Source organism: Pseudorhodobacter aquimaris (assembly GCF_001202025.1).
Classification (GTDB): Bacteria; Pseudomonadota; Alphaproteobacteria; order Rhodobacterales; family Rhodobacteraceae; genus Pseudorhodobacter; species Pseudorhodobacter aquimaris.
Genome location: NZ_LGHS01000073.1, coordinates 17491 through 42909, shown reverse-complemented (window position 1 = coordinate 42909; position 25419 = coordinate 17491). Strand labels below are relative to the sequence as shown.

Here is a 25419-nt window from a genome sequence, read left to right as displayed (position 1 = left end):
GGGGGGAACACGTCATGCGTCATGATCCCGCTGGTGCTGCCATCGTCATCATGTTGCGTAGCCTGAAAATGCCAGGCATGGCGCAGGCTGTGCAGGACCTGCATGAGCAAGGATCGCCCGCTTTCGACGCAGCGATCCCCATGTTGTCGCAGCTGCTCAAGGCCGAAATGGCTGAACGTGAGGTTCGTTCCGTCGCTTATCAAATGAAGGCGGCACGCTTCCCGGCATACAAGGACCCCTCTGGCTTCGACTTTGCCGCCAGTGAAATCCGTGAAGCCTTGGTTCGCCAGTTGCATCGCTGCGAGTTCATGGATGGGACCGAAAACGTAGTGCTGATCGGGGGCCCAGGAACCGGGAAATCGCATGTCGCTACCGCTCTTGGCATCCAAGCGATCGAACATCGCCGTAAACGCGTCCGCTTCTTCTCAACGGTTGAGTTGGTCAATGCGCTGGAGCAGGAAAAAGCCCAAGGCAAGGCCGGAAAGATCGCTGAGGCGTTGGTGAAAACCGACTTGGTGATCCTGGATGAGCTGGGATATCTGCCGTTCAGCGCTTCGGGAGGCGCGTTGTTGTTCCACCTTCTCAGTAAACTCTACGAGCGCACCAGCGTCGTCATCACCACGAACTTGAGCTTCAGCGAATGGGCCAGCGTGTTCGGCGATGCGAAAATGACCACCGCGCTACTCGACCGCCTAACCCACCGCTGCCACATCCTTGAGACAGGTAATGACAGCTATCGGTTCAAGGCCAGCTCTGAGACAGCGAAAAAGAAACGAAAGGAGACAGCAGCATTGACGCCATCATGACGCAAAGAACATAACAGCTGGGTGGGTCAAGTCTCGGTGACAATGCCGGGTCAGTTCTCAGTGACAATCAACATCGGCAGGAGACTTACCTTCGCGTCTTCAAAGCGATCCTCGCCGAGGAGCAGGTTCTTAGAGATCTTTATCAGCCGCTCGTGGATCGACTGCACGCCGCAGAAGGCACATTGCGGAAACTATCCTTTTCAGCGACACGCCGCGCCGATGTAGGAGGGTGGGCCGCATTGGGCGAGCAGCTGTTCGATCTTCGCCAGACGGGTGATTTCAAGGGTAAGGGATCGATTGCACAATGGGCCAACCAGCATATGCGTGCCGCTTGGGAGAAGGGTGACGTCTCGGCGATCGGTCAGGCGCTAAAACTATTCACGGAAGCATGGCAGGATGATCTGACGGCGGTTGCGAAGGTTCCGGCTAATGACGCTCCGGCATATCGTCGTTGGCTAATGCGGTTTGCCAAATGGCTGTTCAGCACTGACCACATCCAGATTGAATATAGCATCGACTATGAAGGGACCGACATAAGTAAACTGTCGCCCGGCACGAGAGGGATCGTCCTGCTTCTTCTTTACCTAGCGCTCGATGATACCGATCACCGCCCCCTAATTATCGACCAACCGGAGGAAAACCTCGATCCGAAGTCGATCTTCGACGAACTGGTAAGCCTGTTCATATCGGCCAAGGCGAAGCGTCAGGTAATCATGGTGACGCACAACGCCAACCTAGTCATCAATACGGATGCTGATCAGATCATCGTTGCGACCGCCGGCACTCATAGTCCTGGCGAGCTACCTCCGATCACTTATGTCTCCGGTGGACTTGAGGATGCAGGTATGCGGCGGCAAGTATGCGATATCCTGGAGGGAGGAGAAGCAGCTTTCAAAGAGCGTGCGCGCCGACTGCGTGTGCGGCTTGAACGTTGATTTCGTGCCTTGGACAGCAAGGAGGCGTAGGCGATGCACTCCTGAGATTACTACCAACGCGGCCATCGCGCTGGGTCCGAACGCAAGATTCCGCGTGCGGGCCTCCTTCAGCCGAGCGGGCATCAAGACTTCTCGCCGCCCTGCGCATCAACGCATGCTGCGCGGTTCGACCTGATGCCAATGGGCATTGACTGGCAGCGTGGCCGCGCGCAGTTCGATCTCGGGCAGTGTCACAGGGCGAAAGTCCCAAGCGTCAACCCCTACGTTGATGCCGTTTCGAGAGCCCTGCCAATTCTGGTGAACGTGGCCGAAGAGCTGCAGGCCATTCCGCCGCGCGCCAGGCCAGGTGATCATAGGATAATGACACAGGTAGAGACGTCTCCCATCCACCACGATGTCGGCAGTTTCCGCCATGCTGTCCCAAGGCAGATCGCGCACCCAAGGGACGTCATGGTTGCCCTTGATCAGATGTCGACGCCCCGGGAGGGCGTGGAAAATACTGCGCACCTCCCGCCGCTGTGCGTCCGTGGCTTTTCCCGCGCTGAAATCGCCGAGGATCCAGAGATCGTCATCGGGCCCGACCCGCTCGCGGCACTCAGCCAAGAGCTGTGCATTCATCGCGGCGGTGTCTGGACACGGCCTGTTGCAGAAATCAATGATCCTGTGATGGCCATAATGCGGATCGGAGGAGAACCAATGCATGTCAGTCCTCCTGTTCGGACGCGGCGCGGTCGGCCGCATCAATTTGGCGGATCTGCACGATGTTTGCCGAGAGGATCTCGTCGAGATCGCCCAAATTAGCCAGGGTGATGAAGCCGGTGATCGCAAACCGGGCCGCAATGGGGCTCTTCAGACCAAGGTTACTCGCGAAGATTTCCTTAGACGCAGGCTTTGGCTGCGCGAGACCATACCAACGCGACACCGTCCTAGCCCAGCCGGCTTCGGGATGGATCGCGATCAACTGGGAAGTCGTGATGCTGCGGGTGCCAAGAGTTGGGTGGCCGACCACTTTACCCACCAGGATCACGTGCGAGAACGGAGAGATCGCGGGCATCCAGTCGGACAGGACCGGCGCATTCGTGATGTCGGCGTCGGATGGTCCTGCCTCAACAGCGTTGATGGCGAAAAGTGCCTTGTCGATCCAGTCTCGGTCGTCGGGTAACAACTTCATATATTCACCTTTTGTTCCTTGAAAATCGGGCAGATGGCTCAGTGCTGCATCGGTCCGCTGTCGAGATCGTCAGCGCGTTGCAGCATCCGAATGGCGACCCGTAGGCTCAGGTGGTGACGTTGGATGGACGGATGGGAGAGGACCTCGCAGATCGCTTCGACCGCAGTCTCGGACAAGGCGCGCTTGGCCCCTTCGCGGCGAACGAAGCCCAGGAGCTCCGCGGGGGTAAGATGGCGCATCTGGATCGGCGGACAGCGGCTGAGCAATGGCTCCGGGAGCAGCCGGCAGTCGTTCGATGTCAGCACCCACACCACCCAGCTCATATCGAACTTCACCTGATAATAGGGACAACTCCAACGCTTTGCCGTCAGAGGTTCCAGAAGCGGCAACAGTGCTTCGGCCAGCCCAAAGGTGTGCCCCTTGTTTGACGTGGCCAGCCCCGCTTTTTCAACCTCATCCACGACCATCACTGGGCTGGCCACACGATGTTGCAACGTGGTTTCGATCAAGCGACCGGGGTAGGAACCGCCCCATCCGCGCTGCGATCCAACGATGCCAAAACTAGCGTTCTCGCCCGTGGCTTCGATCACCGTGGTGGGCACCGCCAGCAACTCACCAAGGCGGCGCGCCCAGTGGCTCTTGCCGATGCCTGGCGGACCGTCGAGCAGCAAAGGTGGCACACGAAGCCCCGGCCAACCCTCCCGAACGGAGCGGCGCATGGCCTGCCAGACGATTTCGGTCGCCAGTGCCATCCACGGCATGTCCTCGTGTAAAGCCGCTGCCAATTCATCGGCGCGATGTTCGCTCGGGATCGAGACCAGTCGTGCGCCGTCTTTCAGCGCCTCCAGCCGGGTCCGGTCATCGGATCGAAGATGCTCGAGGCCGGAGGCAGCCTTACGCCGGTCTTGGAGTCGCTTGACCCGACGCTTGATGCAGGCATCGTCATCGGAGGTGATGCCGATGATCCCCATCAGATGCGGGTCGAAGCTGTCGATGTCATCCAGCGCATCTTCGGGCGGCATCAGCACACTCGGCGGCAACTTCTTAACGCGCAGCATGCGCAGGTGCCGTCTGAGGCGGTTCTCGAGTTCGAAGCGGCTTTCGCTCGGATCGAAGAACCGAGCCTCAATGAAGGGAATGGTGGCCATGAGATAACTCCAGGCATGAGGGGACCGGCGGCCGAGAAAGCCCGGCCGGGAGCGAATTTTGCGAGACAGGCGGTGCCTGCTTGTGAGGACAGGCTTGATCGCCACTGTGGGTTGCGGCGTCATTCACCCTGCGATGGCCACCCCTTTCGCCGTTCGCCGCTCGTGTAGATGAGCTGGCGCGTCAATTAGCGTGGCTGCAGGCAGAGCGCGCGTCGAAGCGCTACCAGTTGTTCAGAGCAGTATTGTCTTCATCGGCAATCCTCCATCGACACCGATGGCGGATGCATCGGTGGGTCAGAAATGGCGCACTCATCGGCTGCAAGGACCTAACCGCGGCATAACCGGTGAAGCAGAGCAGGTCGTCGGGGTCGCAGGCAGGCGCACTTGCAAGCCCGCGCCGTCATTGATGGACAGCCAGATTCGAACGTATCCACCCCATTACACTAACGCGGAGGAACGCCTATGACAACACATATCTTATTGATTTAAAACGATAAAAATATTGTTGTGCGAATTTCTTATCTCGAAGAGCCTGATCGCCAACCCCGCTTGGCTTCGGGCCCGTTTACCCCCTTGCGAAAGATGAAATCGGTTTTCTTTTTTCGCATTTGCAGTGATGGCGAGGGCCTAGGGGCGTGAGCACCTCTGCCCTTCCAGGCTAATCTGGGTTATACTACCGCCCGATAAGGATCTGCCCAGCCATGACACAACTTCGCCCCGCCGACCGTGAGACCTTGCCGTCCTATCTGTCGCGGCTGGCGGCCTCAAAGGGTGTCGCAACTCCGGAATTCGCATACGATTTGAGAGGGAGCTTCAACCGCTTCCTGATCTGCGATCCTGAAATGATTGAAGCACTGTCCGCCTGGGCGCGACTTACGCCTCACGACACAGAAGAGCTTTTGTCCTGGACTGGCGTCCGCGTCGGCAATGTTCGATTGGACTATAGAGGCGACACCGTCATCTCGCGAGCCTTGCGCAGTCCTATTGTCCGCGGCTGTCCCGCTTGCTTGCGCGAAGATGCCGCCCTAGCCCCATCCGAGCCAACCAGCGCCATGGTCATGCGGGGCGACTGGCAACTTCGTGAGGTCTCGACATGTCTTCACCATAGCATGCGGCTTGTGCCGTTATGGACTGAGGATCAACCTGCGCGCAGGTTTGACATGCAGTTCCAGCTGCGCCTGATTTTGGATCGGATCATGTCCGGTCAGATTGACGGGGCGGACATCGAACCCTCTTGCTTCGATCTCTGGTTGGATGACCGTCTTTCCAGGCAACCAGACCAGACATGGCTTGCCCCGCACAGCACCTCCGCAGCCGCCGCGTTTTGTCGGATGTTTGGAACGGGGCTGATCCCGGCAGAAGCAGATCCCATCGCCCATCAGCACGCGGCATGTGCGGCCGGCTTCGAGATCGTCAGGCATGGGCCGGACGCGATTAAAGCTAAACTGATCCAGCTGTCTTTCGAAGGTGATGGCGTGGGTGATGGTGTCCGGCAGGTTTACCATCGAATGTTCACGACACTGGGTCGACATCTTAATCAGGAGCTAGCCTTTGACGTGTTCCGGGGTATCCTGCGCGAAGCAGTTCTCGACCTCTGGCCGTTGGCCGCCGGAGAAAGTGTCCTTGGCCACGTTATTCCCGAGCGGCGTGTTCACTCGGTCGCCACCGCCGCGAATGAGCTCAGCGTCAATCCTGACCGCTTGAGACCGTTGCTGGTCGAGGCCGGAGCAATCGCCGCCGATGATCACCGCCCCCATGCGCGTGTGACATTCGATGCCCGCAAATTCGCCTCTCTGCTGGAGAGCATCTCGGCACTCGTTCCGGACGGGGTGTTACGGAAAGCGCTCGGGGCCACCAAGGGCGAAATGACGGCGCTGGAGCACGCAGGAATCCTGATGCCCCGCACCTCCTTAAACACGGCGCGGTTGCGGTGGGATCCGAAGGACGCAGAGATCCTGATCCGTGAGTTAAAAGGCTATGTTCTGCCCAGCGACCCTGGTGATGCGAAGGACTGGGTTCCTATCCAGATTGCCCAAGCTCGAACCGGCGTGAGCATCGCTCGGATCTTCGCTAGCCTGCGCGCGGGGCTCCTGAGTTTGAGACAACAGTCACCAAGTGCGGGCTATCATGGGTTTCAGGTCAGTATCGCCGATGTCATTAACATGGAGAACGCCTCCCCTGCGGAGACTGGTCGTGCGGCATCTCTCTCCGAATTCGGGCGCGGGATCGGAATCCGCGATGCGGCGCAGCTTCTAGCCTTGGTAGAATCCGGAGACCTGGCAGCAGAATCCATTATCCACCCCGTCACGCGACGGCGCATGTGGACGGTTTCGGAATCATCTATCGCCGTGTTCCGCGCCCGCTTTCTGAACCTGACGATGATCGAACAGGAGTTCGGGCTGCAGCGAAATATTTCGCGCAGCATCCTAAATGGTGCGGCTGTCCGGCCCTATCTGGCGGGCAAAGGAAATGTCGGGACGCTCTATCTTCGTAGCGAGGTCGAGGAGGCATTACGCGCGACCGGACACAGGAACGCCTGATTCCATCAACAGACGCAAGCGATTGGCGTGCGCTGGTAGATTTCTCTTGACAGGGAGTGGGCAAAACTACCCCTAAAACGGGCAAACTTATGCCCTATTGGCATGTGACAAGAGGGAATGGTAGGCCCGGCAGGACTTGAACCCGCAACCAAGGCGTTATGAGCGCCCTGCTCTAACCAGTTGAGCTACAGGCCCGGAGCGGGGCAGGAATTTTGCACCCGTTCGGATGGCCAAGTGCTAAGCGCAACGGCCGGAAGGGTCAAGAAGAGTTTGCCATCGTTAACAGATCAGAAACTTGTTTCTGTAAAATAGACGGGGCGGCGAAGGGGGTTTCTTTGGAACACAACGGTATAAAACGTAAAATTGACCTGTCTCGCAAGAGTGCGGCGCCTCCTGAGGTGAAGGGTGCAGGCCGGTCATGGAAGCTGGCGCTGGCGCGTGCGGCGCGTGATGCGGTGGATCTGGACTTGGTGGTGTCGGACCTGCGTCAGAACCGGCGCTCGTTAACGGAGTTGCTGGAGCTGCTTCCTGAACGTGCGCTGATCATTATGCTGGAAGGTCCGAAGGATGGCTTGGGGCTCTTGGTGTTGTCGCCGGAGGTGTTGTCCGGGATTTTGGAAATGCAGATGGTTGGCAAGGTCAGTACTGCGCCACCCCTGACCCGCAGGCCGACACGGACCGATGCGGCTATGGTTGCCGAAATGATCGACCGTGCTTTGGACGGGTTGGAAGCAGAGCTCTTGCAATCGGCGGATCTTATCTGGGCCAGCGGGTTCCGTTACGCATCTTTTCTTGAAGACGCCCGCCCGCTTGGCTTGCTCTTGGAGGATGTCTCTTATCGTTTATTGCACGCAGATGTTTCCTTGTCCGACGGGGCAAAAACCGGCGAGGTTTTGTTGGCATTGCCGGCGGATGGCAAGGGGCGTCAGCCAAAATTGCTGGAGACCACCCCAAATCGCGCCGCAGCCATGGTTTTCGGTGCCGCTTTGGGGCAGCAGGTACAGGAAGCCAATGTGGAATTGATCGCGGTCTTGGCTCGGGTAAAGGTGCCATTGGACCTGACAATGCACTTGAAGCCGGGTGACCAGCTTCCGATCGGGGCGGCAGCCTTGGACCATATTGACATCGAAGGATTGGATGGTGTGCGGCTGGCGGGCGGAAAGCTGGGACAAAACCGCGGCATGCGAGCGGTGCGCCTCGCGGAGGAAGGGAAACCTGCCGCCCAGGTTACACAAGTCAAAGTTCTTGAAGCAGCCCCGCCCACAGCTTCGGCGCCTGTCCAAAAAGCGGGATAGCGATCGCGTCGGCTGGGGGTTGGTATTCAAGATGGAACTCTTGGTACGCATTTGGCGTTCTATGCTTTATTCGGCCATTGATGCTTGTAAAACCGATCCTCTTTTCTCGCGTTTAATGTGGAGAAGAAATATGCCCCTTTTACTGCGCTGAAAAGTAAAGATAAAAAAAGTACGAAATCTCTAGCCGCTCTATGCGTCTGTAAAAGTTTTGCGCTTGGTTGAGGTGCTGCCCTTGGACGTGGGCGCGTTTTGCCTATATGGGCAGGATGTGGCGCTTTCACATCGGCTTGCGAAGACCGCGCGCCGGATATAGGGTGCGCGGCGATAAAACAGGGGTTTTCCCCACCGACCGAGAGGAATTTTTGAATGTTTGCAACCCCAGCCTATGCGCAGGCCGCTGATGGTCTTACCGGTACTTTAACCTCGTTGATGCCATTGGTCTTGATCTTTGCGATCATGTATTTTCTGTTGATCCGCCCCCAGCAAAAGAAGCTAAAAGAGCATAAAGCGATGGTTGAGGCGCTGCGCCGTGGCGACCAAGTGCTGACGCAGGGCGGTCTGATTGGCAAGGTCGTCAAGGTTGGCGATGATGGTATCGTTGAGGTGGAAATCGCTGATGGTGTGAAGGTCAAGGCGCTCAAGCACACGATCGCGCAGGTCATGTCCAAAACCGAACCGGCTGCGGCCTAAGTTCAGAAAGCCATATTTTATGTTGCAGATCCCGCTGTGGAAGCGCGTGATAATCTGGGGGCTTTGCGCCCTCGGGGTTATCCTGACTGTGCCGAACCTGTTTTATAGTCAGGTTGAAACGCATAACGACGCCGTAGCGGCGGTGGATGCAGCGGGGGGTGTTGCCACGCCCGAGCAGGAGGCGGCCATTGCCAAGTGGCCGTCTTACCTGCCCTCGGGGTTGGTGAACCTCGGGCTGGATCTGCGCGGCGGTGCGCATCTGCTGGCCGAGGTTCAGGTCGCCGATGTCTATTCCGCGCGAATCGATGGCATGTGGCCTGATGTGCGCGATGCCTTGCGCGATGTGCGCGATGATGTCGGCGGGGTCCGCAGACAGCCATCGGTTGACGGTGTTTTGCGGGTGGCGATTGCCAAGCCCGAAGGGATGCCGGTCGCGCTTGCCGCCGTGCGCGCCTTGGCGACGCCCGTGGTTTCGCTGACGGGTGTCGGGCAAAACGACATTGAAGTCACGTCAGAAGGCGATGTGATCGTCGTGCAACTGTCCGAGGCGGAACGTGTGGCGACCGACAGCCGCACCATCCAGCAGTCGTTGGAAATCATTCGTCGCCGTGTCGATGCGGCCGGCACGCGGGAGCCGACAATCCAGCGTCAGGGGGATGACCGGATCCTGATCCAGGTTCCCGGCATCGGGTCTGCATCCGAACTCAAGGCGCTGATCGGGACCACGGCCAAGCTGACATTCAATCCGGTGGTGGGGCAGACCAGTGACCCAGGCGCCAATCCCGGCGCGCGCAATCTGCTTTTGCCTTCGCTTGATAACGAGGGACAATATTACATCGTCGAACAGACGCCTGTGGTAACGGGCGAGGATCTGACCGATGCGCAGCCCGCCTTTGATCAAAACAACCGTCCGGCTGTTAATTTCCGGTTTAACCCCTCGGGCGGGCGCAAATTCGGCGATTATACCGCGAATAACATCGGCAGCCCCTTTGCGATTGTGCTGGACGACGCGGTGATTTCGGCCCCTGTTATCCAATCGCATATCTCGGGTGGGTCGGGGATTATCACAGGGAACTTCACCGTTGAGGAAAGCACCAATCTGGCCGTGTTGCTGCGTGCGGGGGCCTTGCCTGCCGAAATGACCTTTTTGGAAGAGCGTACGATCGGTCCCGAGTTGGGGCAAGACAGCATTGACGCGGGGCGGCTTGCCTCATTGGTCGCGATGGGGGCGGTTCTGGTCTTTATGATCGCATCTTATGGCTGGTTCGGTGTGATGGCCTCGGTCGCTCTGGGGTTCAACGTGATGCTGATTTTTGGCACGCTAAGCATGATCGGTGCGACTTTGACCCTGCCTGGGATTGCCGGGATCGTGTTGACCATCGGCATGGCGGTTGACGCCAATGTGTTGGTGTTTGAGCGTATCCGCGAAGAGCTTAAAACGGCGCGCGGTCCGGCGAGGGCGATTGAGCTTGGCTATGAAAAGGCGCTTTCCGCGATTGTGGATGCCAATGTGACGACGTTCATCATCGCGACGATTCTGTTCATGGTCGGCTCTGGCCCTGTGCGCGGGTTCTCGGTCACTTTGGGGATCGGGATCCTGACCTCTGTCTTTACCGCGATATTTGTGACGCGGTTGTTCGTGGCAACGTGGTTCCAGTACCGCCGCCCCAAAACCATCGAAGTGTGAGGGTGAAACCATGCGTCTAAGACTTGTTCCACAAGAGACAAACTTCAATTTCTTTGGTTATGCCAAATATACCTTTGGTGCTTCTGTCGTTGCGGTGATTGCAGCCTTGGTCATCATTGCGATGATGGGGTTGAATTTCGGTATAGACTTCAAGGGTGGTACCACGATCCGCACCGAGAGCACCGCTGCGGTGGACGTGGGGGCTTACCGTGCAGCGCTGGAGCCTTTGGGGTTGGGCGATGTGACCATCACCGAGGTGTTTGACCCCAGCTTTGGCGCCGACAAAAACGTGGCGATGGTGCGTGTGCAGGCCCAGGAAGGCTATGAGGCGGTGACACCGGAGCTGATCCTTGAGATTGAGGCTGTTCTGCAAGAAGTTGATCCCTCAATCAGCTTTCCATCGGTGGAATCCGTTGGCCCGAAGGTCTCGGGGGAACTGATCTGGTCGGCCGTGCTGGCGGTTCTGGGGGCGCTGGGGGCGATTCTGGTTTATATCTGGCTGCGGTTTGAATGGCAGTTTGCCGTTGGCGCTGTGGTGTCGCTTGCGCATGATGTGATCATTACCGTCGGCATATTTTCCTTGTTCCAGATCAAGTTCGATCTGGCGGTGATTGCGGCCCTGCTGACAATTTTGGGGTATTCGATCAACGACACTGTGGTGGTATTCGACCGGCTGCGCGAAAATCTGGTAAAATATAAGACCACACCACTGATCGATGTGATGAACCTTGCCGTGAATGAGACCCTTAGCCGGACCTTAATGACTTCGGGGACAACATTGGTGGCGCTGACCGCGCTTTTGGTGCTGGGCGGCGATGTGATTCGTGGATTTACCTTTGCCATCACATTTGGCGTTGTGGTGGGCACCTATTCTTCGGTTTATGTGGCCAAGAACGTTGTGCTTTATCTTGGCGTTGATCGGGACCCGAAAAAGGGTGATGCACCGGGCACCCCGTTTTCCAATGTTGATGCGTGATCCATGCGGCTGACTGAAATCACATATGAAAACGCCCAGCCCATCGACAGCTATGGGCCGGGCTTCTTTCGCGTTGCAGGGCAGGTTATCCATGGTCCGATGCTGGTAACGCCTTGGGACGCCGGCCCTTGGGGTGGACTGGAAGATACGGCGGCACCGTTGGCGCTGGTTGACAAGATCGATGTGCTGTTTGTGGGGATGGGAACCGAGATTGCCCATGTTCCCACAGCCTTTCGTGAGGCGTTGGAGGCTGCGGGCATCGGGGTTGAGGTGATGAATTCCCCTGCGGCGGCGCGCACCTATAACGTGCTGCTGTCAGAGGGTCGACGTATTGCAGCCGCGCTTTTGCCGATTGGATGAGTGTGGCCAGATTTATACAAAATCTGTGTAAATCGACGCTTGCTGTGCATTTGCCATCCGGGCATGATTGGTGCAAATTGGACCGGACTGGTTGAAAGCGTGGCAGCGCAACACCAAATATACTATCCAATGTGGGGAAAGCCGATGTTGCCGAAATGTCGGGACATGGCCTTCCTGCCAGATAAGGAAATGAGATGAGCGAGATCAAATCCCCGAGCTACCCTGTATTGCCCCTGCGCGATATCGTGTTGTTCCCGCATATGATTGTGCCGCTATTCGTAGGGCGCGAAAAATCAGTACGTGCGCTGGAAGAGGTGATGGCAGAGGATCGCCAGATTCTGTTGTCCAGCCAGATCGACCCGACGGTTGATGACCCCGATGCGGATGGTATCTACCGCGCCGGTGTCTTGGCCAATGTGTTGCAACTGCTGAAATTGCCCGATGGCACCGTGAAGGTGCTGGTCGAGGGTAAATCCCGTGTGCGCATTACCGAATTCGTCGAAAACCCGGACTTTTTTGAGGCCGAAGCCGAGGCTTTGACCGAGCTTCCGGGTGAGGAAGAAACCGTGACTGCCTTGGTGCGCGCGGTTGCCGACGAGTTTGAGCGCTACGCCAAAATCAAGAAAAACATCCCCGAAGAGGCGCTTTCGGCCGTTGCCGAAACCCGTGAGCCGTCGCGACTGGCCGATCTGGCCGCCGGGCATTTGGGCGTCGAGGTCGCTGAAAAGCAGATCCTCTTGGAAACGCTGGATATCGGCAAGCGGTTGGAGTTGGTCTACGGCCATATGCAGGGCGAGATGAGCGTTCTGCAGGTCGAGAAAAAGATCAAGACCCGGGTCAAAAGCCAGATGGAACGCACCCAGCGCGAGTATTATTTGAATGAGCAGATGAAGGCTATTCAGAAAGAGCTTGGCGATGGCGACGAAGGCCAGAACGAGATTGCCGAGCTTGAGGCGCGGATTGCCAAAACAGCCCTGTCGAAAGAGGCTCGTGAAAAAGCCGATGCCGAGCTGAAGAAGCTGAAAAACATGAGTCCGATGAGCGCGGAAGCAACCGTCGTGCGCAATTATCTCGACTGGCTGCTTTGCGTGCCGTGGGGCACCAAATCGCGGGTGAAAAAGGATCTGGGCAAGGCGCAGGCTGTGCTTGATACCGACCACTACGGGCTTGAAAAGGTCAAGGAACGGATCGTCGAGTATCTCGCCGTTCAGGCGCGCTCAGCCAAGATGAAAGGTCCGATTCTGTGCTTGGTCGGCCCGCCCGGTGTCGGGAAAACCTCTTTGGGGCGGTCTGTGGCCAAGGCGACGGGGCGTGAATTTATCCGTATCTCTTTGGGTGGTGTGCGCGACGAGTCGGAAATCCGTGGTCACCGGCGGACCTATATCGGGTCGATGCCCGGCAAGATCATTCAGGCGCTGAAGAAGGCCAAGACAACCAATCCTTTGATCTTGTTGGATGAAATCGACAAGATGGGACAGGACTTCCGCGGCGATCCGGCCAGTGCGATGCTTGAGGTGCTGGACCCGGAGCAAAACGCAACCTTCACCGACCACTATCTGGAAGTGGAATATGATCTGTCGAACGTCATGTTCCTGACCACGGCCAACAGCTATAACATGCCGGGGCCGCTTTTGGACCGGATGGAGATTATTCCGCTGTCGGGCTATACTGAGGATGAAAAGCGCGAGATCGCCAAGCAGCATCTGATCCCCAAGCAGATCAAGAACCACGCCTTAAAAAAGAGTGAATTCTCGATTGCCGATGATGCGCTTTTGGAGGTGATCCGCACCTATACCCGTGAGGCCGGCGTACGTAACCTTGAGCGGGAGCTGGCAAAGCTGGCGCGTAAGGCCGTGACGGAGATCGTGAAGGGTAATGCCAAATCGGTTGATGTGACGATTGAGGGGCTGGAAGGCTTCCTTGGTGTGCAGCGCCATCGCTATGGTCTGGCTGAGGAAGAAGACCAGATTGGCGTAGTGACCGGCCTTGCATGGACGTCCGTCGGCGGTGAACTGCTCTCGATTGAGGCGTTGCGTTTGCCGGGCAAGGGTCGGATGAAAACCACGGGTAAGCTGGGCGATGTGATGAAGGAATCCATCGATGCGGCCAGCAGCTATGTCCGCTCGATCAGTCCCGAAATTGGGGTCAAACCGCCAAAGTTTGAGGCGCTTGATATTCACGTCCACGTGCCAGACGGGGCGACCCCCAAGGATGGTCCATCTGCCGGTCTTGCGATGGTGACGTCGATTGTTTCGGTGCTGACGCAAATTCCGGTGCGCAAGGATATTGCGATGACGGGTGAAGTGTCGCTTCGCGGGAATGCGATGCCGATTGGTGGCTTGAAGGAAAAACTGTTGGCGGCATTACGGGGCGGTATTAAAACCGTTCTGATCCCGAAAGAGAATGAGAAAGATCTTTCGGAAATTCCTGACAATGTGAAGGAAGGGCTGACCATCATTCCCGTGACCCATGTTCGCGAAGTGTTGAAACATGCCTTGGTGCGCCAACCGGAGCCGGTCGAGTGGGATGAGGCCGCCGAGGAGGCCGCCGCTGCAGCACGTCAGGCCCGTGCTGATAGCGCCATTCAACAGACAGCGCATTAAAGGTGTTTGTCTAAATCAAAAGGGCGCAGGCATTGCTTGCGCCCTTTCTTCATTTAACGGCATGATGCAAAACGCTGTTACACTGACCGCCCCAAAACACGCGCAGTTTTCTCATGATTGATTAAAAGAAAGCAGGACCCACTATGGTAAAACCCCGAACAATGGCTCCGAAGGCGCAAAGCACGGTCAAAGCAGCCATTGCACCGGCGGCGGTGGTCGTGCCGACCGTTTCCGTTCACGGCTCGGGCAATGCTGACACGCCGAAGGTGGCGGATACGGCCGCTGACCAGCCGCATATGCTTAAAAAACAAGAAATGGTGGAGCGGGTCGTCAAGGCCACCGGCGCCAAAAAGAAAGATGTCAAATTGATCCTAGAGGCGTCCTTGGGTGTTTTGGGTGATGCGTTGTCAGCGGGAGAGGTGCTGAACATTCCGCCGCTGGGAAAAATGAAGGTGAACCGCCAAAAAACCGAGGGCGGCAGCGACGTTTTGATCCTTAAACTACGTCGGCCGGGTGCGAAAACCAGTTTGAACAACCAGAGCAAAGAGGGACTTGCGGCCAAGAGCGACAAGGATTAAACCACGCTCTATCGGGTGATTAGCTCAGTGGTAGAGCGCTTCGTTCACATCGAAGATGTCAGGGGTTCAAATCCCTTATCACCCACCATTCCCCTTATCTTTGCAGCAAAAGTGCCACGAAAACGGCAGGGTTGATGTGATCATGAGCCCATTGATTGGCGGATATTGGGTTTGCACCTGTTGGGGCATAGCCTTGCCAAAACCTTCACTGGCGTGAAGCGCCTCGTCTGGCCTGACGGACCTTCATGAAACGACACCTGCGCGTTTCAAGCTGTCAATTTCATGAGCGACGGCTTCGGCAAAGGCCTGTCCAACTGTGCTTAGCGGGCGCTCATGCGGGATAAAGCGCGCGATATCCCAATTGATTGCGGGGATCAAACGGTGGACTGTCACCCGATTTGGATCAAGCAGTTGATGGGCGACGGGATCAATGATCGCAATGCCTTCGCCGCGTTCTACCAGCCGCACAATTGTGTGCACCGTACGCAGTTCTGCGATGATGGTGCGATGAACTTGGATGGTTTCCATCATGTGATCTATCCGCCGCCGTAGTGGGCTGCCTTGGGCCAGGTCGATGAACATCTCCTTGCGCAGGCGGGGCAATGGAATTTCGTCCATATCCCCCAGCGGATGCCCCATGGGCAGGATGCATTGCGCCTCGCAGCGGGCGAGCGACAGGGCGTCGCCGCCAAAGGCTTCGGCATTTAGGGTGATGCCAAAGGCCAGATCACAGCGTTGTTCGCTAATCATACGCAGCATTTCCGCCATGCCGACATCCACAATCTGGATCGTGGCTTGGGGATGTTTCTTCCGAAATTTTACCAAGGCATCCAGCAGAAACGTGTCGCAAAAAACTGGCTGGGCGGCGATCACCAGATGGCCGACTTGCCCACTGGCGATGGCGCCAGCCTCAAGCTCCAGATTGCGCAGACCGGCCAGATGGTGGGTGACTGTCTGATGAAATCGGAAAGCCTCGGCGGTAGGGGCGAGTCGATTTCGTTTGCGCTGAAACAACGCAAACCCTGCCTTCGCCTCTAATGAGGACAGCAGACGGCTTACCATTGGCTGGCTTGTATCCATATATTCCGCAGCCAATTTGACCCCGCCCAATTTCATATAGGCGTCAAAGGCCTTTAGTTCCCGTGTCTTAAACATAATGCACCCCTCAGTATGCATATTACGCAACTTTGCATCAACTATTGTTAAATTTCGCATACTGTGAATTGTATTACTATCCAACAGTCCGATAAATCGGACGAAAGAGAGGTACATATGAAAAAATTACTTGGATCGATTGCATTTGCCGTTGTGGCAGCGACAGGGCCGTTGATGGCTCAATCCTATCCTGATCAGGCGGTTACATTGGTGGTGCCTTACGGTCCGGGTGGAGCTTCCGATCTTGCGGGTCGTGCCTTGGCTGAAACGGTTCAACCGTTCTTGGGCCAACCTGTTACCGTGATGAACAAACCCGGTGCCGGCGGTATGAATGGCGCGCGTTTCGTGTCGGATGCGGATGCGGATGGCTATACGTTGTTGCTGGCGCGTGTTGGTATGGCGTTGTCGCCTGCGGTGATGCCGGACTCTGCGGTTGCATGGGATTCTTATACGTTCCTCAGCGCGCTGGAAGCCACGCCGATGATCCTCGCGGTGCGCAGCGATGCGCCCTATGACAATGTCGAAGGTCTGATCGCGGCGATCAAGGACAGCAATGGCGCGATGACCTATGCCGCCTCGGGGGCGACCGCGATTGACGGTTTCACCACCCAGGCGCTTTTGGCTGACAACGGTCTGGACCCGCTGACGGCGGCGACCTTGGTGCCTTACAAAGGGGGCGGTGCATTGGCGACGGCTCTTCTGGGCGGGCATGTGGATTTCGTGGCCATGGCCGCAGCCTCCTTGATGCCGCATATCGAAAGCGGTGACATGAAGGCCCTGATGGTGTTCGCACCTTCGCGTGTTGAAAGCCTGCCAGACGTCGCAACGGCCCAAGAGCTTGGCTATGAAAAAGCCGGCCAGATCACGGGTTGGAGCGCGCTTTACGCCCCGAAAAACCTGCCCGATGAAGTGGTTGCCAAATGGCACGAAGCCCTTGGTCAGGTGGCAACGGATGAAAAATGGCTGGATCTGGCCGCGCGTCGCGGGTCGATCTCGACCATCGGCACTGTGGATATGACCGATTACGCCAAAAGCCAGTATGAGCTTTTCAACGGTCTTGCCAAAGACTTCGGCTATTTGCCGCAGTAAGATGTTGACAGGTGGGCGCGGCGATCGCCCACCTGTCTTTCCGGCCTGATAAGACGGCCGATTTTATTTCCGTCCAGATCTCCATTTTCTCAGGAGCGTTGCCATGACCAAGCCTGTTTTGCGGGGGCTATTATTCATTGCGTTTTTCGCGCTTTGCGCCTTTGTCCTTGTGCCCGTATTCGTACCCCGCCCGGCCTTTATTCCCGGATTCGCCCCGCCGCCCGATATGTGGCCAAAGGCGGTATCGCTGGTTGGTGTCGCGCTTGGGGTGCTGGTTCTTTTGCTCGCATTTCGCGAAGGCCAGCCGGTGGATGAGCCGATTAAAACGGATGGCAGCTCTGCTGCGCGGATGGGTCTTCGGTTCTTGGGAGTTCTGGTCGCATTCGTCCTGTTTTTGGTGGTGATGCCCTATACCGGGTTCTTGGTTGCGACGATGCTCCTGACCCTGACGATGGTTTTGATGACCGGGGAGCGTGGCTACCGCATCTGGATTGCGCTGCTTGCCTTTGCGGCGCCGGTTTTGCTGTTGTTGTTCTTTAATTCCGCGCTCGGCACGCAGTTCCCCAAGGGTGCGCTGGCCAAGCTGCTCGGCTTTTGATCGGAGATACCTATGATCGAAGAGATCCTCTCGGCGCTGGTGGCCGTTGCTACCTTGCAAAACCTTCTGATCATGGCCGCCGGCATCTGGGGCGGGGTGATCGTGGGGGCCATCCCCGGCATGACGGGCACGATGGCCGTGACCCTGGCGCTGCCTTTTACCTTTTATATGGACCCTGTGCCCTCGATCCTGTTGCTGGTCGCTTTGTACAAAGGGTCCACCTATGGCGGGTCGGTCTCGGCCATTCTGATCAAGACACCGGGCACCGCCTCGGCGGCCTGTACCGCGCTTGACGGCTATCCTCTGGCGCAGCAGGGCAAGGCGGGCAAGGCGTTGAACATGGCGCTTTATTCATCCGTGATCGGGGATTTCCTGTCGAATATGTCCCTGATCTTTTTCGCCGTGCCACTGGCGGCACTGGCCCTGCACATCGGGCCGCCCGAATTTTTCATGCTGATGCTTTTCGCGCTGACCACGGTTGCTGGGGTGTCGGGCAATTCCTTGTTGCTGGGCATGATTTCTGCGGCGCTGGGGCTTTTGCTCGCCACGGTTGGGGAGGATATGTACGGCTCTTTCCGCTTTGCCTTTTTGCCTGATATGCAGGCGGGGCTGTCGATTGCGCCGGTTCTGATCGGGCTGTTCGCTTTGCCAGAGCTGATCAAGCTGATCGTGATGCGCGCGGCCACGACCGAAGATGCCGCCACATTGGGCGCGCAAAACATCACCCGCGCCGAGTTTATGGGGTCATTGCGCAGCATTCTCAAAGGCTCCGTCATCGGTTCCGTGCTGGGCGCAATTCCGGGTATCGGGCCATCCTCGGCGGCTTTCTTTTCCTATGGCGAGGCGCAGCGCAGCTCGAAAAACGGTGCAAATTTCGGCAAGGGAGAGCTGGAGGGCATCGCCGCCTCGGAATCGGCCAATAACGGCGCATGTGGCGCGACGATGATCCCGCTCTTGGCACTGGGTGTGCCGGGCGATGTGATCACCGGCGTGATGCTGGGTGCCTTTATGATCCAAGGGCTGACGCCGGGGCCGTTGCTGTTCCAGACCAATATCCACGAAGTTTACATGCTGCTGATTGGTATGCTGGTGTCCTCGGTCCTGCTGTTCTTTGCGGGCAAGATCACGATGCGCATGTTTTCCAAAGTGGCGCTTATTCCGCAAAGCCTGCTGACGCCTCTGGTGCTGTTGCTGTGCATCTTTGGCATCTACTCCATCGCTTCAAGCACCTTTGATGTCGCGGTGCTTTTGGTGATGGGCGTGGTCGGTTTTGGCATGTTCTTGTTAAACATCCCTGCGGCACCCTTCCTGATCGCCTTTATCCTTGGCCCGATGATCGAGGAAAACCTGCGGCGTGCGCTGGCAATTTCGCGCGGTGATTTGTCGGTGTTGTTGTCCTCGCCGATCACATGGGTCTTTGCCGCGCTGATCATCTTTGTGCTTGGGCTGACGATCCGTCGTGAAATCCAGAAATCGAAAACAGAAAGAAGAGTTGAACAATGACACTCTTGGACGGGACCACCTGCGCAACCAATGACCGGACGGGCAAGGCCGCAGAGCATCTGGCAAATTTGATCGCTTTTGATACGGTCTCGCGCAATGGAAACCGGCCGCTCATCGATTTCATGGCCGGTTACTTTGCCGATCTTGGCGCGCGGATCACCATCTTGCCAGATGAGACAGGACAGAAGGCCAATCTTGTTGCGGCCTTTGGCCCCGAGGATAAACCCGGTGTCGTCTGGTCCGGCCATACCGATGTGGTGCCCGCCAATGAGCCGGAGTGGACAAGCGACCCCTTTGTCGCCGAGATCCGTGATGGCAAGCTTTTCGGGCGCGGGGCCTGTGACATGAAGGGCTTTGCCGCCTGTGTCATGGCAGTGGCACCGGATCTGGCGCGTGCGGCGCTGTCGCGTCCGGTCTATCTGTGCTTTTCCTATGATGAAGAGGTCGGCTGTCTTGGCGCGCCGGCAATCGCGCAATATCTGGCGGGGCTTCCGGTTCCGCCCGAACTCGCCATCATCGGTGAGCCGTCGATGATGCAGCTGATCACCGGCCAAAAGGGCAAGATCGCCATGCGCGCAAAGGTGACGGGCACCTCGGGGCATTCGTCCTTTGCGCCCGAACATGTCAATGCGATCGAATATGCGGCAAAGGCGATTGCCCTGATCTCGGAACGTGGCCAACGTTATGAGGGCGAAGGGCCGTTTGATCCCGATTTCACCGTGCCCCATGCAACGATGCTGGTGACGATGGTGAACGGCGGGGTTGCCACCAATGTCACGCCGGAGAATTGCGAATTTACCTTTGAATTACGCTCTATCAGCGGGATGGACCCGGAGGCTGATTTGGCCGCGCTTCTGGACAGAATAGCGCATGAGGTCGCCGTCCCGATGCAGGCAAAAACCGCAAGCACAGGCATCACCTTTGAACGGATCTTTGCCTATCCCGCCATGGGCGATGCCCGCAATACCCTCGGCTTCAACCGTTATGCACGGCTTTTGCCGGAATGGGGGGGTAAGGTTTCCTATGGGTCTGAGGGTGGCGTGTTTGAGCAGATCGGCGGCATCCCTGCGGTAATCGTCGGGCCCGGCTCTATTGATCAGGCGCATAAACCCAATGAATTTGTGGCCTTGGACCAGCTGGACACTTGCGTGCAGTTTCTGGACAGCCTGGTTGCCTTTCTTGCCGCCGATGAGGGTGGCGCGTAAACGGTTCAGCCGCTATTTTGGCGCAACCACCTGCACGCTGCTTTTGCCATTGCCTTGACGTTTGACGCGGATTTGCACGGGGATTCGGTCCTTCATCGCCTCAACATGGCTGATGACGCCGACGCTGCGGCCCTGCGATTGCAGGGTTTCCAGCGCGTCGATGGCAAGATCGAGGCTTTCGGCATCCAAAGAGCCAAAGCCCTCGTCGATGAACAGCGTTGCCGCCAATCCGCCCTTGCCGCCCATCCGTGACAGAGCCAAGGCCAGCGCCAAGGAGACCAAAAACCGCTCGCCGCCCGAAAGGCTGCGGGTGGCGCGGGTCTCGCCGCCCATGTCGCGGTCCGCGATATGCAGGGCCAGATCGGTTGCTCGCCGCAAGCGGTAGCGCGGTTTGAGATCGGCAAGATGGTGATTGGCGCGGTCGACCAGCACATCAAGGGTGATCGACTGGGCGGTGCGCGCGAATTTATCCCCGCTGCGTGAGCCGACGGCGGCATTCACCGCCTGCCAGACCTCAAGATCGGCTTTGGCGGTGACGATTTCTGCCTCAAGCCCCTGTAGCGCCTTGCGGGCCTCGGCATCCGCACCCAACTGTCCGGTGATCGCGCCGATACGTTCCTGACGGGCGCTTTGGGCCAGATCGAGGCTGTTGAGCGCGTCAGTCAGGGTTTCGACGTCCGCTTCGGGCAGGTCTTGGGCGGCTAGGGAAACATCGGTTTGACGCGCGGATTTGGTCGCTTTGGCCGCGGTTGCCGCCTCGTCATATTGACGCAGGGCGCGTCGAATACCCTCAACCTCGGTGCGCTTACGGCCTAGCAAAGCGCCAAGGCTTTGTGCCGTCAGCTCGGATTCGATGAGGGCCGCGTTGAGGGCATTTTGGCGATGGCTCACATTGGCGCTGGCCTTGTCCAGCGCCGCAAGGGCCGCGCTCTTCTGACCCAAAGCGGTACCAGTGCGGGTGCTTGCCTCGGCAAGGGTGCGGGCGGTTGCCTCGGCCAATGTATGCGCGTCAAGCCGGGCGGTGTTGATGCGGGTGCGGTGGGTTTCGGTAGGCTCCCCGCCCAGAAGTCGGGCGCGCTGCTCGGTCAGATCACAGAGCGCATTGCGCCGTGATGTGGCCATCTGCGCGGCTTGATCGGCGCGGTCCGTTGCCTGTTCGGCCCTCGATTGCGCCGTTGCAAGTCGGGGGGTAAGCTCGGCAAGACGGGTGTCGGCGGCCGTCAAGGCCTCCCGGGCGGTGGTAAACGTGTCCAGTTTTTCTTCAATCCGCTGTTGCAGGCCCGCGATATCGTCCAGTGCCGACGCGGATTCTGCCAACCTTTCCAGAAGCGGCAGCAGCGTGGCATCAAGCGCCTCTTTCCGCTGGCGTTGATGGCTAGCGGTCTGATCGGCAAGCGCTTGTTCTTGTGCGGTTTTGCCTATGTCTTCGCGAAGTGCTGCCTTGGCCTGTGTGCGTTGTTCCATGGCAAGGGTCAGCGCGTCACGTTGCTGCATCGTCTCGGAATGGCTCTTGCGCAGGGCCGAGAGGCTGCGCGTCTCTTCACGGGCTGCAAGGCGCATGGTTTCACCTTGGGCAATGGCAACGGCAACCGAGGGGGTGGGCGCTTGGGGCGTCGCGGGCAACGGCGGGCAGATTTCGGTCGCTGTGGCTTGGTCAAAGGCCTGTTGCCACGCGGTCGCAGCGCGGTGCAAGTCTTTGATGCCAGTGGCAATCTCGGTCTCGGCCTGTTCCCTCTGCACGCGGGCCAGCGTGGCATTTGTGTCGGCCTCTTTCACGCTGTCGCGGGCGGCTTTGGCATTGACACGGGCGACGTCCTGATCTGAGCGCAACTGTGCCGCGAGGCTGGCAATGGCAGCATCCGAGGCGGTCGGGTGATCGGTCGCGCCACAGACGGGGCAGGGGGTCCCGGCCTCAAGGCGCAGGCGCATTTGGCGGGCAACCTCGGTCACGGCAAGATCGGCACGTTCCATCGGGGCGGCGAGGGCCTGCAGCGTGGCATCCGCCCGCGTTTCGGCCTCAAGGGCGGCGGCGCGCGCAAGGGCTGCGGCCTCGGCATCAGATGTGGCTTTGGCATGGGCTGTTTGGGCGCGGTCGATGCGGTTTTGTCCCGCCAAGTGGTTTTGCTGCGCCGCGTCCAGTGCCGTCAGGGCGGCGATCAGGCTGGAACAGGTCTCAACGCGCTCTTGTGGTGCGCTGGCCTCAATCGTGGCAATTTGGGATGCCTGTTTGGCGATTTGTGTCGTCAGGCTGTCGCGCTGATCGCGATCCTTATTATCGGCTGCATCGCATTGCGAAATTTCAGCGGCCAAGACCGTGGCTTTTTGGGCCAGCGCTCGGGCTCGGGCCGTGGCATCGGCATGGGCTTTATCGGCTGTGTCGCGGGCGCTTAGATCCCGGATCAGTTGGTCCCTTTGATCCGCGAGGGGCGCAATCGCGCCGAGGGTGGCCAGAAGGTTGCTCGCCTCTTGCTGTGACTGGCCTGCCTTGGCATGTGCTGACAGCAGATCGACGGCATTTTGGCGGGCGGTTGCGGCCTCGGACGTCGCGGTTTTGGCGGTGTCTGAGGCATTCGCAGCCTCTTGGCGGGCTGAAAGAATCTGCGTGTCCAATTGCGCCGCACGGGTCCAGAGGGGGCCGAATGTCTTGAATTCCTGCTCACGTTCGGCTTGGGCTTGTTGGGCGCGGGTGGCCGCAGCTTGGCGCTCTGCGGTCGTGGCCTCGGCAGCGGTCAGGGCGGTGATGGCATCGGCAAGGGCGGCCTCGGCGTTGGTGCGGGCCTCTTCGGCGGCTTTGACATTTTCCCACGGCAGGCGCAGGGGTTCGGCCGCCTCGATCCGGTGCAAGAGGTCACGATCAGCGGCAGCACCAGCCTGTGCGGCAAGGGCCTGTGTCTCGGCGGTCTGTGCCGCCAACAGCTTGGCCTTGGCATTGGCATGGCGGGCGTGGCGATCCAGATCGGCGGTATGGGCCTTGCGCAGGGCGTGCGCCGCATCGCTTTGCGTGGCAAGGGTTTCGCGTTCCGCTTCAAGGGCTGCGCGGTCCTCATCCGTCAGCAGGCGATGTTCGCCGCGCCGCAGGATCAGGCCGTCATAGACCCCGCGCACGGCCTCGGTGCGCTGAAAGATACGGGCGGAGATGTCGCGGTAAAGCTTGGTGCCCGTGACTTTTTCCAGCAAGGCGGCGCGGTCGTTGGTTTCGGCCCTAAGGAAGGCGTCAAAATCGCCTTGCGCCAGCAAAACGGTGCGGCGGAATTCATCATAGGACAGGCCGCTGAGCATCTGCACCTGCTCGGATACGGCGGTGATCTGGCTGGCTAGAACGTGACCATCGGCGATGCGGCTCAGGCTGCGCTGCACGGCTTGCAGCTTGCCGGTGGCGCGGTCGCGGGCCCGGCGCGCGGTCCAGACGGCCTTATAGGCGACACCGTCGAGGCCGACAAAGCTGACCGCCGCCCAGCCTTGCGCCGCGCCCCGCCGCAGGATTGAGCGCGCGTCCTGGGCCTTGATCGTGTCGGCGCCGACATCGGGCACATCGTCCTTTGACCCGCCCAAGGTCAGGCGCGGGGCCTCGCCATAAAGGGCAAGGCACATCGCATCGAGGATCGAGGATTTGCCGACCCCTGTTTCGCCGGTGATGGCAAAAAGGCCGGCACTGTGCAGCGGCTCGGCGGTAAAATCGATCTCGAATGGTGCGGCAAGGCTGGCGATATTCTGGCCGGAAATAGACAGGATGCGCATCGGCTATACCTCGGACAGCGCGTCACGAAAGGCGCTGAGATGGCTGTTGTCGGGATCAAGGCTGTGGGTCTGGCGAAAGGCCGCGCGGAAAAGATCCTCGGGTGTGGTATCGGCCAATGAGGCCGGGGGCGCCTCTGGCTGTTCCGCAGTGCTGCGGTCGATGCGCAGCGAGGCGAGGCGGACGGGGTGGCGGTCCAGCAGGGCCTCAACCTCGGCCATCAAGGTGGGCATGGGCCGGTCGGGGATCAGCGCGATATGGACAAAGGGGCGCAAGCCCGCAGGCGTCCCGGCGTCAAGGTCAAGTGCTATGAGCGCGGTTTCCACCTGTTCCAGCGGCGCAAATCCGGCCGTTGGCAGCCGCAGACAGGCCACGGGGCGCGGCATCGGGATATGGCGGTGCGGCGGTCCTGCGTCCAGATCCACAAGCGTGACGCCATGGTCATAGGCGATCTCGCTGGCCGAAAGCGGGAAGGGAGAGCCGGAATAGCGCACCCGCCCACCATCGAGGTTCTGCGCACGGTGCAAATGGCCCAAGGCGACATAATCCAGCCCGCTGGGATAGATTTCAGGCGGCACCGCATGATCGCCGCCAATCAGGATCCGGCGCTCGGCACCCTCAGATTCAAGCCCGCCCGCACAGGTCAGATGCCCCATCGCCAAGAGCGGCAGCCCGCCCGTGCGGGGCAGGGCCTGCGCAACCATGCCCGCGTGCAGCGCGCGCACGGCGGTCACCACGGCGCTTTCACCATCGCCCTGCATCCCCACCGCATAGCCCGGCAAATCCCCTAGCCGCAGATAGGGTATGGCCAGAACATGCGCGCGCGGGGTGTCGTTCGCATCCGTCAGCGGGATCAGATGACGGTCCATATCGACCGCGGCCCCATCGCGGTGCAGGCTGCCCAAGACATGAACGCCCAAGGCGCGCAGGACGGCCTCGGGGGCCTCAAGACGGGCGGCAGGGTCATGGTTGCCTGCGATCATCACAATGGTCAGGCCGGGACGGCGGCGCAGGAAATCCGCGATGGCGGCGTAAAGCAAACGCTGTGCCTGACCCGAGGGGTTGATGCCGTCAAAGACATCACCCGCGACCAAAAGCGCGTCGACCTCTTCGGTCACGATCACCTCAGCCAAAGCATCCAGAAAGGCGCGGTGTTCGGCCTCGCGGTCAAAGCCGTTCAGGGTCTGGCCGATGTGCCAATCGGCGGTGTGCAATATGCGCATGACGGCTCCTTGAAGGGTTGCTTGGTGATATACTGTCACGCAAGGAAGGTGAACTCCTCTATGGGCGGGCAGTTGCTCTGATCCTGTAACAACGGTATCAATTGCTGTAACGACGGGTCGG

General features: G+C 58.9%; 19 protein-coding genes, 2 tRNA genes and 1 pseudogene. 15 read left to right on the top strand and 7 right to left on the bottom strand.

The genetic code is table 11. The annotated features are described in order from the left end of the window. Positions 1 to 14: 14 nt before the first annotated feature. Both istB and AKU94_RS16565 read left to right on the top strand, forming a co-directional pair. A complete protein-coding gene (gene istB, locus AKU94_RS16570; RefSeq protein WP_050528373.1) occupies positions 15 to 806 on the top strand; it encodes an IS21-like element helper ATPase IstB in 792 nt (263 codons plus the stop codon). A 446-nt stretch (positions 807 to 1252) separates the two neighbouring features. Beyond that, positions 1253 to 1741: pseudogene (locus tag AKU94_RS16565) on the top strand (AAA family ATPase); the annotation flags it as partial. Positions 1742 to 1888: 147 nt separating this feature from the next. Here the strand turns inward: AKU94_RS16565 and AKU94_RS16560 are convergent. The 3 genes from AKU94_RS16560 to AKU94_RS16550 are packed head-to-tail and all read right to left on the bottom strand — an operon-like array spanning position 1889 to position 4060. Continuing rightward, positions 1889 to 2443 carry a hypothetical protein gene (locus AKU94_RS16560; RefSeq protein WP_050528372.1) on the bottom strand — a complete coding sequence of 185 codons (555 nt, stop codon included), beginning with the start codon at positions 2441 to 2443 and terminating at the stop codon, positions 1889 to 1891. Position 2444: 1 nt separating this feature from the next. Next, on the bottom strand, positions 2445 to 2912 hold the full coding sequence (locus tag AKU94_RS16555) for a DUF6634 family protein (protein WP_050528371.1): 468 nt from the start codon (positions 2910 to 2912) through the stop codon (positions 2445 to 2447). A 38-nt stretch (positions 2913 to 2950) separates the two neighbouring features. Beyond that, a complete protein-coding gene (locus AKU94_RS16550) occupies positions 2951 to 4060 on the bottom strand; it encodes an AAA family ATPase (RefSeq protein WP_050528370.1) in 1110 nt (369 codons plus the stop codon). Between the two features lie 701 nt (positions 4061 to 4761). Between AKU94_RS16550 and AKU94_RS16545 the strand changes: the two genes are divergently transcribed. Further along, positions 4762 to 6600 (top strand): TniQ family protein, encoded by a 1839-nt coding sequence (locus AKU94_RS16545; protein ID WP_050528369.1) that lies wholly within the window; start codon positions 4762 to 4764, stop codon positions 6598 to 6600. Between the two features lie 118 nt (positions 6601 to 6718). Here AKU94_RS16545 and AKU94_RS16540 read toward each other — a convergent pair. After that, positions 6719 to 6795 (bottom strand) — tRNA-Ile (locus AKU94_RS16540). A 140-nt stretch (positions 6796 to 6935) separates the two neighbouring features. Here AKU94_RS16540 and AKU94_RS16535 point away from each other — a divergent pair. The 8 genes from AKU94_RS16535 (at position 6936) to AKU94_RS16500 (ending at position 14877) form a co-directional block, all read left to right on the top strand. Further along, entirely contained in the window at positions 6936 to 7895 is a 960-nt protein-coding gene (locus AKU94_RS16535; RefSeq protein ID WP_083445108.1) for a FliM/FliN family flagellar motor switch protein, read from the top strand. A 366-nt stretch (positions 7896 to 8261) separates the two neighbouring features. After that, positions 8262 to 8585, top strand: a complete 324-nt coding sequence (gene yajC, locus AKU94_RS16530) for a preprotein translocase subunit YajC (RefSeq protein WP_083445107.1) — start codon at positions 8262 to 8264, stop codon at positions 8583 to 8585. A gap of 19 nt (positions 8586 to 8604) precedes the next feature. Continuing rightward, positions 8605 to 10272 (top strand): protein translocase subunit SecD, encoded by a 1668-nt coding sequence (gene secD, locus AKU94_RS16525; protein WP_050528368.1) that lies wholly within the window; start codon positions 8605 to 8607, stop codon positions 10270 to 10272. 10 nt (positions 10273 to 10282) lie between these two features. After that, positions 10283 to 11248, top strand: a complete 966-nt coding sequence (gene secF, locus AKU94_RS16520) for a protein translocase subunit SecF (RefSeq protein ID WP_050528367.1) — start codon at positions 10283 to 10285, stop codon at positions 11246 to 11248. A 3-nt stretch (positions 11249 to 11251) separates the two neighbouring features. Continuing rightward, the gene (locus AKU94_RS16515; RefSeq protein ID WP_050528366.1) at positions 11252 to 11608 is read left to right on the top strand and encodes an Mth938-like domain-containing protein; all 357 of its coding nucleotides are present in this window, start codon (positions 11252 to 11254) and stop codon (positions 11606 to 11608) included. A gap of 194 nt (positions 11609 to 11802) precedes the next feature. Continuing rightward, positions 11803 to 14211: an endopeptidase La gene (lon, locus tag AKU94_RS16510; protein WP_050528365.1), complete on the top strand. Its 2409-nt coding sequence runs from the start codon at positions 11803 to 11805 to the stop codon at positions 14209 to 14211. A gap of 161 nt (positions 14212 to 14372) precedes the next feature. Continuing rightward, the gene (locus AKU94_RS16505; protein WP_050528364.1) at positions 14373 to 14789 is read left to right on the top strand and encodes an HU family DNA-binding protein; all 417 of its coding nucleotides are present in this window, start codon (positions 14373 to 14375) and stop codon (positions 14787 to 14789) included. Between the two features lie 13 nt (positions 14790 to 14802). After that, positions 14803 to 14877: transfer RNA gene (locus AKU94_RS16500), tRNA-Val, on the top strand. A gap of 155 nt (positions 14878 to 15032) precedes the next feature. On the opposite strand, the gene AKU94_RS16495 is transcribed toward AKU94_RS16500, so the two are convergent. Beyond that, positions 15033 to 16061: a LysR family transcriptional regulator gene (locus AKU94_RS16495; protein WP_232295790.1), complete on the bottom strand. Its 1029-nt coding sequence runs from the start codon at positions 16059 to 16061 to the stop codon at positions 15033 to 15035. Here AKU94_RS16495 and AKU94_RS16490 point away from each other — a divergent pair, their 5' ends adjacent. The 4 genes from AKU94_RS16490 to argE all read left to right on the top strand — a co-directional run bounded on the left by AKU94_RS16490 (position 16062) and on the right by argE (position 20339). Further along, positions 16062 to 17033 carry a Bug family tripartite tricarboxylate transporter substrate binding protein gene (locus AKU94_RS16490; RefSeq protein WP_050528362.1) on the top strand — a complete coding sequence of 324 codons (972 nt, stop codon included), beginning with the start codon at positions 16062 to 16064 and terminating at the stop codon, positions 17031 to 17033. It abuts the gene before it with no gap. Positions 17034 to 17136: 103 nt separating this feature from the next. Beyond that, the gene (locus AKU94_RS16485; RefSeq protein WP_050528361.1) at positions 17137 to 17631 is read left to right on the top strand and encodes a tripartite tricarboxylate transporter TctB family protein; all 495 of its coding nucleotides are present in this window, start codon (positions 17137 to 17139) and stop codon (positions 17629 to 17631) included. Positions 17632 to 17643: 12 nt separating this feature from the next. Continuing rightward, positions 17644 to 19134: a tripartite tricarboxylate transporter permease gene (locus tag AKU94_RS16480; RefSeq protein ID WP_050528360.1), complete on the top strand. Its 1491-nt coding sequence runs from the start codon at positions 17644 to 17646 to the stop codon at positions 19132 to 19134. Continuing rightward, on the top strand, positions 19131 to 20339 hold the full coding sequence (argE, locus tag AKU94_RS16475) for an acetylornithine deacetylase (protein WP_050528359.1): 1209 nt from the start codon (positions 19131 to 19133) through the stop codon (positions 20337 to 20339). The genes AKU94_RS16480 and argE overlap by 4 nt, the downstream gene beginning before the upstream one ends. 12 nt (positions 20340 to 20351) lie before the next feature. Here the strand turns inward: argE and AKU94_RS16470 are convergent, their stop codons facing one another. Then, positions 20352 to 24077, bottom strand: coding sequence for an AAA family ATPase (locus tag AKU94_RS16470; RefSeq protein WP_050528358.1), 3726 nt, complete (start codon positions 24075 to 24077; stop codon positions 20352 to 20354). 3 nt (positions 24078 to 24080) lie between these two features. Then, positions 24081 to 25298 carry an exonuclease SbcCD subunit D gene (locus AKU94_RS16465; protein ID WP_050528357.1) on the bottom strand — a complete coding sequence of 406 codons (1218 nt, stop codon included), beginning with the start codon at positions 25296 to 25298 and terminating at the stop codon, positions 24081 to 24083. Between the last annotated feature and the right edge of the window lie 121 nt (positions 25299 to 25419).

Excerpts from the sequence above, each read along its gene's own strand:
- istB (WP_050528373.1), top strand. The coding sequence starts at position 15 with ATGCGTCATGATCCCGCTGGTGCTGCCATCGTCATCATGTTGCGTAGC.
- AKU94_RS16560 (WP_050528372.1), bottom strand. The coding sequence starts at position 2,443 with ATGCATTGGTTCTCCTCCGATCCGCATTATGGCCATCACAGGATCATT.
- AKU94_RS16555 (WP_050528371.1), bottom strand. The coding sequence starts at position 2,912 with ATGAAGTTGTTACCCGACGACCGAGACTGGATCGACAAGGCACTTTTC.
- AKU94_RS16550 (WP_050528370.1), bottom strand. The coding sequence starts at position 4,060 with ATGGCCACCATTCCCTTCATTGAGGCTCGGTTCTTCGATCCGAGCGAA.
- AKU94_RS16545 (WP_050528369.1), top strand. The coding sequence starts at position 4,762 with ATGACACAACTTCGCCCCGCCGACCGTGAGACCTTGCCGTCCTATCTG.
- yajC (WP_083445107.1), top strand. The coding sequence starts at position 8,262 with ATGTTTGCAACCCCAGCCTATGCGCAGGCCGCTGATGGTCTTACCGGT.
- secD (WP_050528368.1), top strand. The coding sequence starts at position 8,605 with ATGTTGCAGATCCCGCTGTGGAAGCGCGTGATAATCTGGGGGCTTTGC.
- secF (WP_050528367.1), top strand. The coding sequence starts at position 10,283 with ATGCGTCTAAGACTTGTTCCACAAGAGACAAACTTCAATTTCTTTGGT.
- AKU94_RS16515 (WP_050528366.1), top strand. The coding sequence starts at position 11,252 with ATGCGGCTGACTGAAATCACATATGAAAACGCCCAGCCCATCGACAGC.
- lon (WP_050528365.1), top strand. The coding sequence starts at position 11,803 with ATGAGCGAGATCAAATCCCCGAGCTACCCTGTATTGCCCCTGCGCGAT.
- AKU94_RS16505 (WP_050528364.1), top strand. The coding sequence starts at position 14,373 with ATGGCTCCGAAGGCGCAAAGCACGGTCAAAGCAGCCATTGCACCGGCG.
- AKU94_RS16495 (WP_232295790.1), bottom strand. The coding sequence starts at position 16,061 with ATGTACCTCTCTTTCGTCCGATTTATCGGACTGTTGGATAGTAATACA.
- AKU94_RS16490 (WP_050528362.1), top strand. The coding sequence starts at position 16,062 with ATGAAAAAATTACTTGGATCGATTGCATTTGCCGTTGTGGCAGCGACA.
- AKU94_RS16485 (WP_050528361.1), top strand. The coding sequence starts at position 17,137 with ATGACCAAGCCTGTTTTGCGGGGGCTATTATTCATTGCGTTTTTCGCG.
- AKU94_RS16480 (WP_050528360.1), top strand. The coding sequence starts at position 17,644 with ATGATCGAAGAGATCCTCTCGGCGCTGGTGGCCGTTGCTACCTTGCAA.
- argE (WP_050528359.1), top strand. The coding sequence starts at position 19,131 with ATGACACTCTTGGACGGGACCACCTGCGCAACCAATGACCGGACGGGC.
- AKU94_RS16470 (WP_050528358.1), bottom strand. The coding sequence starts at position 24,077 with ATGCGCATCCTGTCTATTTCCGGCCAGAATATCGCCAGCCTTGCCGCA.
- AKU94_RS16465 (WP_050528357.1), bottom strand. The coding sequence starts at position 25,298 with ATGCGCATATTGCACACCGCCGATTGGCACATCGGCCAGACCCTGAAC.